Annotated in this window: 5 protein-coding genes and 1 pseudogene; 4 read left to right on the forward strand and 2 right to left on the reverse strand. The window is 56.8% G+C overall.

The genetic code is table 11. The features are described from left to right. Nucleotides 1-461: 461 nt before the first annotated feature. Together E1297_RS05470 and E1297_RS05475 are read left to right on the forward strand one after the other, a co-directional pair. Nucleotides 462-2051: an FMN-binding glutamate synthase family protein gene (locus tag E1297_RS05470; protein ID WP_155134983.1), complete on the forward strand. Its 1590-nt coding sequence runs from the start codon at nt 462-464 to the stop codon at nt 2049-2051. Then, nucleotides 2048-2548, forward strand: coding sequence for an RES family NAD+ phosphorylase (locus tag E1297_RS05475; RefSeq protein ID WP_209015655.1), 501 nt, complete (start codon nt 2048-2050; stop codon nt 2546-2548). The genes E1297_RS05470 and E1297_RS05475 overlap by 4 nt, the downstream gene beginning before the upstream one ends. Before the next feature lie 243 nt (nt 2549-2791). Here E1297_RS05475 and E1297_RS05480 read toward each other — a convergent pair whose 3' ends face one another. After that, a complete protein-coding gene (locus E1297_RS05480) occupies nt 2792-3331 on the reverse strand; it encodes a bifunctional 2-polyprenyl-6-hydroxyphenol methylase/3-demethylubiquinol 3-O-methyltransferase UbiG (protein WP_155134971.1) in 540 nt (179 codons plus the stop codon). A 165-nt stretch (nt 3332-3496) separates the two neighbouring features. Then, nucleotides 3497-4132, reverse strand: a complete 636-nt coding sequence (locus E1297_RS05485; RefSeq protein WP_209015656.1) for an NAD(P)H-dependent oxidoreductase — start codon at nt 4130-4132, stop codon at nt 3497-3499. 119 nt (nt 4133-4251) lie between these two features. On the opposite strand from E1297_RS05485, the gene E1297_RS05490 reads away from it, so the two are divergent. Beyond that, nucleotides 4252-4908: a TetR/AcrR family transcriptional regulator gene (locus tag E1297_RS05490; RefSeq protein ID WP_155134974.1), complete on the forward strand. Its 657-nt coding sequence runs from the start codon at nt 4252-4254 to the stop codon at nt 4906-4908. A 911-nt stretch (nt 4909-5819) separates the two neighbouring features. Next, nucleotides 5820-6480, forward strand: a pseudogene (locus E1297_RS05500) (transposase); the annotation flags it as partial. Nucleotides 6481-6760 lie beyond the last annotated feature (280 nt).

Here is a 6760-nt window from a genome sequence, read left to right on the forward strand (position 1 = left end):
TATCAGATAAAATCGAAATATCAGATCAAATGCTAAATAATATTTCCAGAAAATATAAGTATAATATACTATTAATAAAGGATGGAACCTTTATATTTAGTAGAACTTTTTTCAAAAAGTCGTCTTTTTGACACCAAGGGATGTGACACAAGAAATAGCAGAGGCTTTCCAACCCTAGACGATCAATCCTTCATAACGAATGAAACGTTGGTGTAGTGTTATTGAATTTCACTGCTAAAAAACTGGACATCGGCCACTCGGGCGTCACATTCCCATATTGGTAAGAAAAACGTAGTGTGGGTAGGCATTTGCGGTTGTTTTTCCTATGCAAGCGCGCTTCAGCCTGACACAGTCAGGTCAGCCAGCCCCTTTTCAAGAAAAGGAAGCCCGCCGTGAACCTCGACTCGCGTTACTACATTTTCTACACCCTCGCCGTCCTGACGGTGATCTTCTTCATTTTGATGCTGTCGGTTGATTTTCTGTTTTTCTGGTTGTTCCTGATTGCCGGGGCCCTGACGATTGTCGGCCTTTACGACAAGCAGCAGATCGATCATGCGGTCTTGCGCAACTATCCGGTGATCGGCCATTTCCGCTATCTGTCCGAGGCGATCCGGCCGGAACTGCGCCAGTATTTCTTCGAGAGCAATCAGGACGGCAGGCCGTTTTCGCGCGAAAAACGCTCCATGGTCTATGACCGGGCCAAGGGCATCGAGGACAATCTGCCCTTCGGCACCGAGCGCGATGTCTATGCCGAGGAATATGCCTGGGTGAACCACTCGATCTCGCCGCACAAGCCGACCGGAGACGACATGCGCGTGACTGTGGGCGGGCCGGAATGCAAGGAACCCTATTCCCATTCCCTGTTCAATGTTTCGGCAATGAGCTTCGGGGCCTTGAGCGGCAACGCGATCCTGGCGCTGAACCAGGGTGCGAAGATGGGCAATTTCGCGCATGACACCGGCGAAGGCAGCATTTCGCGCTATCACCGGGAAGGCGGTGGCGACCTGATCTGGGAAATCGGCAGCGGCTATTTCGGCTGCCGGACAAAGGACGGCCTGTTCGATCCGGAGAAATTCGCCGCACAGGTCCGGTCCGCTCAGGTCAAGATGATCGAAATCAAGTTGAGCCAGGGGGCAAAGCCCGGCCATGGCGGCGTGCTTCCCGGCCCCAAGGTGACCGAGGAAATCGCCGAGGCCCGCGGGGTGCCGGTCGGTGTCGACTGTGTGTCCCCTTCCGCGCACACCGCCTTTTCCACCCCGATCGAGCTGTTGCAATTCGTCAAGCAGCTGAGAGACCTGTCCGGCGGCAAGCCGGCCGGCTTCAAATTGTGTCTTGGCCACCGCTGGGAATTCATGGCCATCGTCAAGGCCATGCTGGAAACCGGGATCACGCCGGATTTCATCGTCGTCGACGGAGCCGAAGGCGGCACGGGCGCGGCGCCGATCGAGTTTTCAAACCATCTCGGCACGCCCTTGCGCACCGGACTGGCGTTCGTGCACAACACGCTGGTTGCCACCAACTTGCGCCAGAACATCAAGATCGGCGCCAGCGGCAAGCTGATCAGCGCGTTCGATCTCGCCTCGACCATGGCACTGGGAGCCGACTGGATCAACTCCGCCCGGGGCTTCATGTTCTCGCTCGGCTGCATCCAGTCGCAAAAGTGCCACACCAACACCTGCCCGACCGGTGTTGCAACCCAGGATCTGGTGCGTCAGGGCGCCCTCAACGTGCCTGACAAGGCCACACGGGTGAGCAATTTCCACCGCAACACCTTGAAGGCACTGGCTGACTTCACGGCTGCCGCAGGACTGGACCACCCGAGCCAGTTCCAGCCCGAGCATTTTTACCTTCACGAGGAACGCGGCGTCACAAAGCCGGCCAGCGCCATTCTGACCTGGCTGAAACCCGGCCAGCTCCTGTCCGACAACCATGACATCTCGGGCTATTCAACCTACTGGTTGATGGCGGATCCCAACCGCTTCACGCCTCTGGAAACCGTGTATCAGGCCAAGGCCGAGCGCCATCACCGGCATCCGGAGCATCGCCATTGAGGACCTGCATCGGCGGCGCATTCGTCAAGATTGCAAGGGAAGAAGACGAACAGATCCTTCTGAAGCGCGGCGATCCGCACCGGCCACCGTCTCGCTTCAACCGGCCGAGGCAGGACGCCCTTTACCTGAGCCCGGACGAGACCAGCGCCCGGGTCGCCATCGGCCAGTATGTGACGGAGGCCAATCAAGAACGGGTTTTGCTCACTTTCGAGGTGCGGACCGCAAACCTTCTGGACCTGCGCCATCCGGAGGCAATCGGGCTTTACGAAGACGCCCGTCAAAGCTGGATCCCTGTGCTGGAGGCAGGCGGCGAACCACCCTCCTGGCGCGCCGCCGACAGGATCCGGGCAATGGGTTTTGACGGGCTGATCGACCCCTCCCGCCGCCGCCCGGGCCTGTGGCATGTCACCCTGTTCCGCTGGAACCGGCCCGGCGCCCCAACGGTCAGACAAATTGGCGCCCCCAAGCCCCTATTGCTGGAGATCGGGTTCCGGTGAATGGCGTTCAAAGCGTTCGTTGATCGGAACGCCTCACGCGCTCACCACCCGGACTGTTCGCATCACTTCCCGGGGATCATCTGGCAAAAACCGCCGGTTTTCTCAAGAATTGGGAAGCCACCGGTTTCAACTCCTTCAGGACCTATGGTTGGCAGGCCCCGTTCTCAGACTACGGCTCCACCAAGCACAAGGTCATGCCGCTGAAAGCAGCCCGATTGTCAACCGGCACAATCCATAGCTCTTTCAGGAGCATGTTTCCCTCTCCAGGACAAATCGATACAGATTCCAGTATTTGGCTTCTCCTGAATAAACATACCCTTCGAGCCATTCTGAGGACCGATAAACCGGACGCAGTCCCACGCTTTTCAGCACATGCAATGCCTGCTCAAAATCCATAGCTTTGGCGCGCGGGCTTGCCGCCCAGCCATCATCTGAACCAAGCAATGTGATGTAGATCAGGCCACCTTCCCCCAGAATCGCCTTAAGGCGTAGCAGAAATTCCGGGATTGTGTAATCAATGTGATGTGACACGAGCGACGCGAGGATAAGGTCATATGGCTCGTTCGTATCAAAATCCTCAAATCTTGTTTGATGGAACGTCACCCCCCGCCCGGGGCCACCGCCAGACAAGGACTGCGGATCAAGAGCGTCGACGCGATATCCAAGCTCGGCGAATGCACGGGATAACTTGCAATCCCTTGCGCCGATATCAAGCAACCTACCCGGTTCAAGACGCTTAATGGCTGTTAAAATATTGACCGGCTCCATAAAATCCCCGCGCATTATAGTCTTTTGATACAATCTCAATCTTCACGAAATTGGGTCCCACGTGAGAGACGCAAGATCGGACAACCAAAAAAATTTGCGGAAGGCCGCAAGGTATTTGACCTGGCACCCAACGGTCTCTGAACAAATCTTTTCGCTATGAAACGGATCCTTCGGGGCGCATCAGCCCAACGCCGCTCCCAGACGGGCGGCGCGGGCGAGCATGGCGGCGCGGCTGTCGCCGGTCGAGCTCCGGATCGGGGAAAACCACGCATAGCCCTTCATCTTGAGGCCGCAGAAATTCAGGATCTGATGCTTCATCTGCTTGCGGACGCCGGAGCCATAGACAAGGCGGAAGAACCAGCCCGGCGTGTCGGCGGTGACCAGCACTTCAGAGCTGCGCCCGTCCATCAGTTTTTTTGGCATCTTATCGCCCCTTTCATAACTGAACGCCTTTCCCGGCAGCAGAACACGGTCAATCAGCCCCTTCAACTTGGCAGGCAACCCGCCCCACCAGAGCGGATGGGCAATGACAACATGCTCACACCATTCCAGATCCGCCCAGAAGGCTACCAGATCCGGTTCCCAGGGCTTGAAATCCCGATAGGAGGCAAAGCCGAAATCGGGATCAAATGTCATGGACGACAGGTGACGGATCCTGACGTCGTGGCCGGCCTTCCGGGCCGCATCCGCATAAGCACCCGCCAACGCACCGCAAAAAGTCTCCCCTGCCGGATGACCATCCAGCACCAACACCCGTCTTGCCATGTCACTTGCTCCGTTTGGATTTCCGGTCGCCAGCCCGATTCCCGGGACCATTCAACGCGATCCGGGCAAAAAATCTTGACCTCGGTCATTTTATTGACGCAAGTGGAGGCTGGAGTCAATCACTAAATTGACCTTGGTCAATTTTTAAGTCACGAACCGCAGCAGCACGCATGGCCAATCATTCACAGAACAACGCCCCAAAGCCCCGAAAACCCCAGGCCCGCACGGCGCTGACGCGCCAGAAAATTCTGACCGCGGCAGAGGATATCGCCCGATCCGGAACACTGGACGACATCACCGCAGAAGCCGTCGCACAGGCAGCCGGGGTGGCCAAGGGCACGGTATTCTCCCATTTCGGCGACATGGACGGGCTCCTGTCCTATCTGCTGCTTGACCGGCTGAAGGATCTGCGCGCCGTTTCGGATGCGGACGGCATGACATCCGAAGCCGATATGGCCGACCCGCTCGGCGCATTGGTCAAGCGCATGATGGCGCTCATGGAAGTGATCACCTCGTCACAGACGATGTTGCGGGTGTTCATGGAAAATATCGGTGTGACAAAGGGCCATTGCGCGCCCGAATTCGTCGCGCAGCTGGACGCGCTCGATGCCCGGCTCATCTCGTTCCTGCGGCATTGGCAGACATCCGGCACCATGACGCCAGCCTTGCGGCAAGACCGGACGCCGGAAGAATTGCACGACGGCCTAGTCGCCTTCATCATGCACTGCGCCATCCTGCAACAGTCCCGCCAAGTGGAGGATTTCGCGGTCATCAGCCACCGGCTCCACCGGCATCTGGAAGCCTATCTGTTGGCGAGGGGCGCATGATGCGGTGAATTCAAGCGCGAAGTGCAACGCAATGTCAGCTGCTCAATCTAATGTCAGCTGCTCACTCTGATGCGTTCTTTCTCAGGGAAGCCTTTCAAGACATAATGTGCCTTGAAAGGCTTCCTCGCGATCTCGGCATAAGGGATTGAGTCTCCAGCGCGCTCAAGCGCCGCCAAGCGGCTCCATAACCACTGACACTCAATCCCTTATGGCAAACCGAACAGTCCCGTTACCTGCTGCACTTCATGGCTAAACCCACCGCCTCCCCCCCGACAAGACCCGAGAACTGTGAGAAATGCGGGCTGGCCGAAACGGTGTGCAGTCATTTCCGCAACCCGCAGATGCGTAGTGCAAATGCATCATGCGCAAGTATTTCGATTACGTAAGTTTCGTAAATAGGGTCTGCTGAGGCTCAGCCACGACATCGTGATTCTGCCTGTGCACGGAAAGCGTCGACGATGTCCTCAATCGGGAGGAACGAGCGCAACATGATCAGTAGGGACCGCTCTCGTTCAAAACTATTTTTGGAGGGAAAGCCATGCGTTTAAGAAAACCCTTTTTGATGTCATTGGGAATTATCCTTTTTCTTGGAGCAGTTCCCTCAACTGCTTCTGCACAGGACCGGTGTGTGAACTTCTGGACGAAGAATGGAAGAGAATGGCTTCAAAACCTGTGTGATGCTTCAATCATAGTTGAATGGAGAACACCTGGCGGAAATTGCAGCGGCGGAACTGCTTGCGGGTCAGGGCGAATGCGTCCAGGTTACAATTCACCGACTTCAACAATGGCTGGTGATGGTTATATCAGCTATAGAGTTTGCTATTATCAAGACTGGGTAGATGGTAATTGCAGTATTTCTAGATAAATTGGTCTTTGTAACGTTCGTGCGTATCTTTTTTGAACGTCAGATCTGGCCAAAGGTGCGCATCGTGTTGCGCACCGACAGCGGTTTTGCCCGTGACAAGCTGATGGCATGGTGCGAGGCCCGCGAGGTTGGCTTGTTATGCGCGGCTGGAACAGAGGATCGCACCGGCTCTAGCAGCAGCTTGCCGCACCTGCCGCACGAACGGCGCCCCGTAGCGCGTGTTCCGTGACTTCCCGAGGCCCACCAGGGGGAGCTGGTCGCGGCGGCGGGTAATCGGTAAGGCGGAATGGACGCTCAAGGGGCAGTACCCGCGTTTCATTGTCACCTCGCCGAAAACCTGCAACGGCACCGCAAGGCCTCTTTACGAGGACCTTTATTGCACGCGCGGTGAGATGCAGAACCGGATCAAGGAGTACCAGCTTGATCTTTATGCGGACCGCACCCGCGCCCGCACGATGAGGGCCAACCAACTCCGGCTCTGGTTCCCGTCATTCGCCTATGTCCTGATCTGCGCCCTGCGCCGCATCGAGTTACCCCACACGCGGCTCGCCCAGGCCACCTGCGGCACGATCCGGCTGAAACTTCTGAAAATCGGCGCTCTGGTGCGCGTATCGGTCCGCCGCATCAAGATCGCCATGGCCTCCTCCCGTCCATATGCGCAGGAGTTTTCCCCAGCTCGCGCCCGAATTTGCACCGCGGCCCGGTGATGCCGCAGGACACCAAGCTTTTCCTTCAACAATAGAGGATTACATTGCAGACAAACCCGAGCACCGCATAACGCGGCGCAGGTGCTCTGTACCCTGAAAACAGTCAAATCACCAAACCCGAATAAAACGCCTGCCCCCCGAAAAAACCCGAGAACTGTGAAAAATGCGGGCTAGTGTGAAACCATCCGGATGCCCGCACGGGCAGACATCTGCTCCAGATCCCTTAGATAAGCGTCCTCGAGGCGTTCGAGGGCAATCTTGTCAAAAACCTCGGAAGCCC

This window comes from Roseibium sp. RKSG952 (assembly GCF_009711355.1).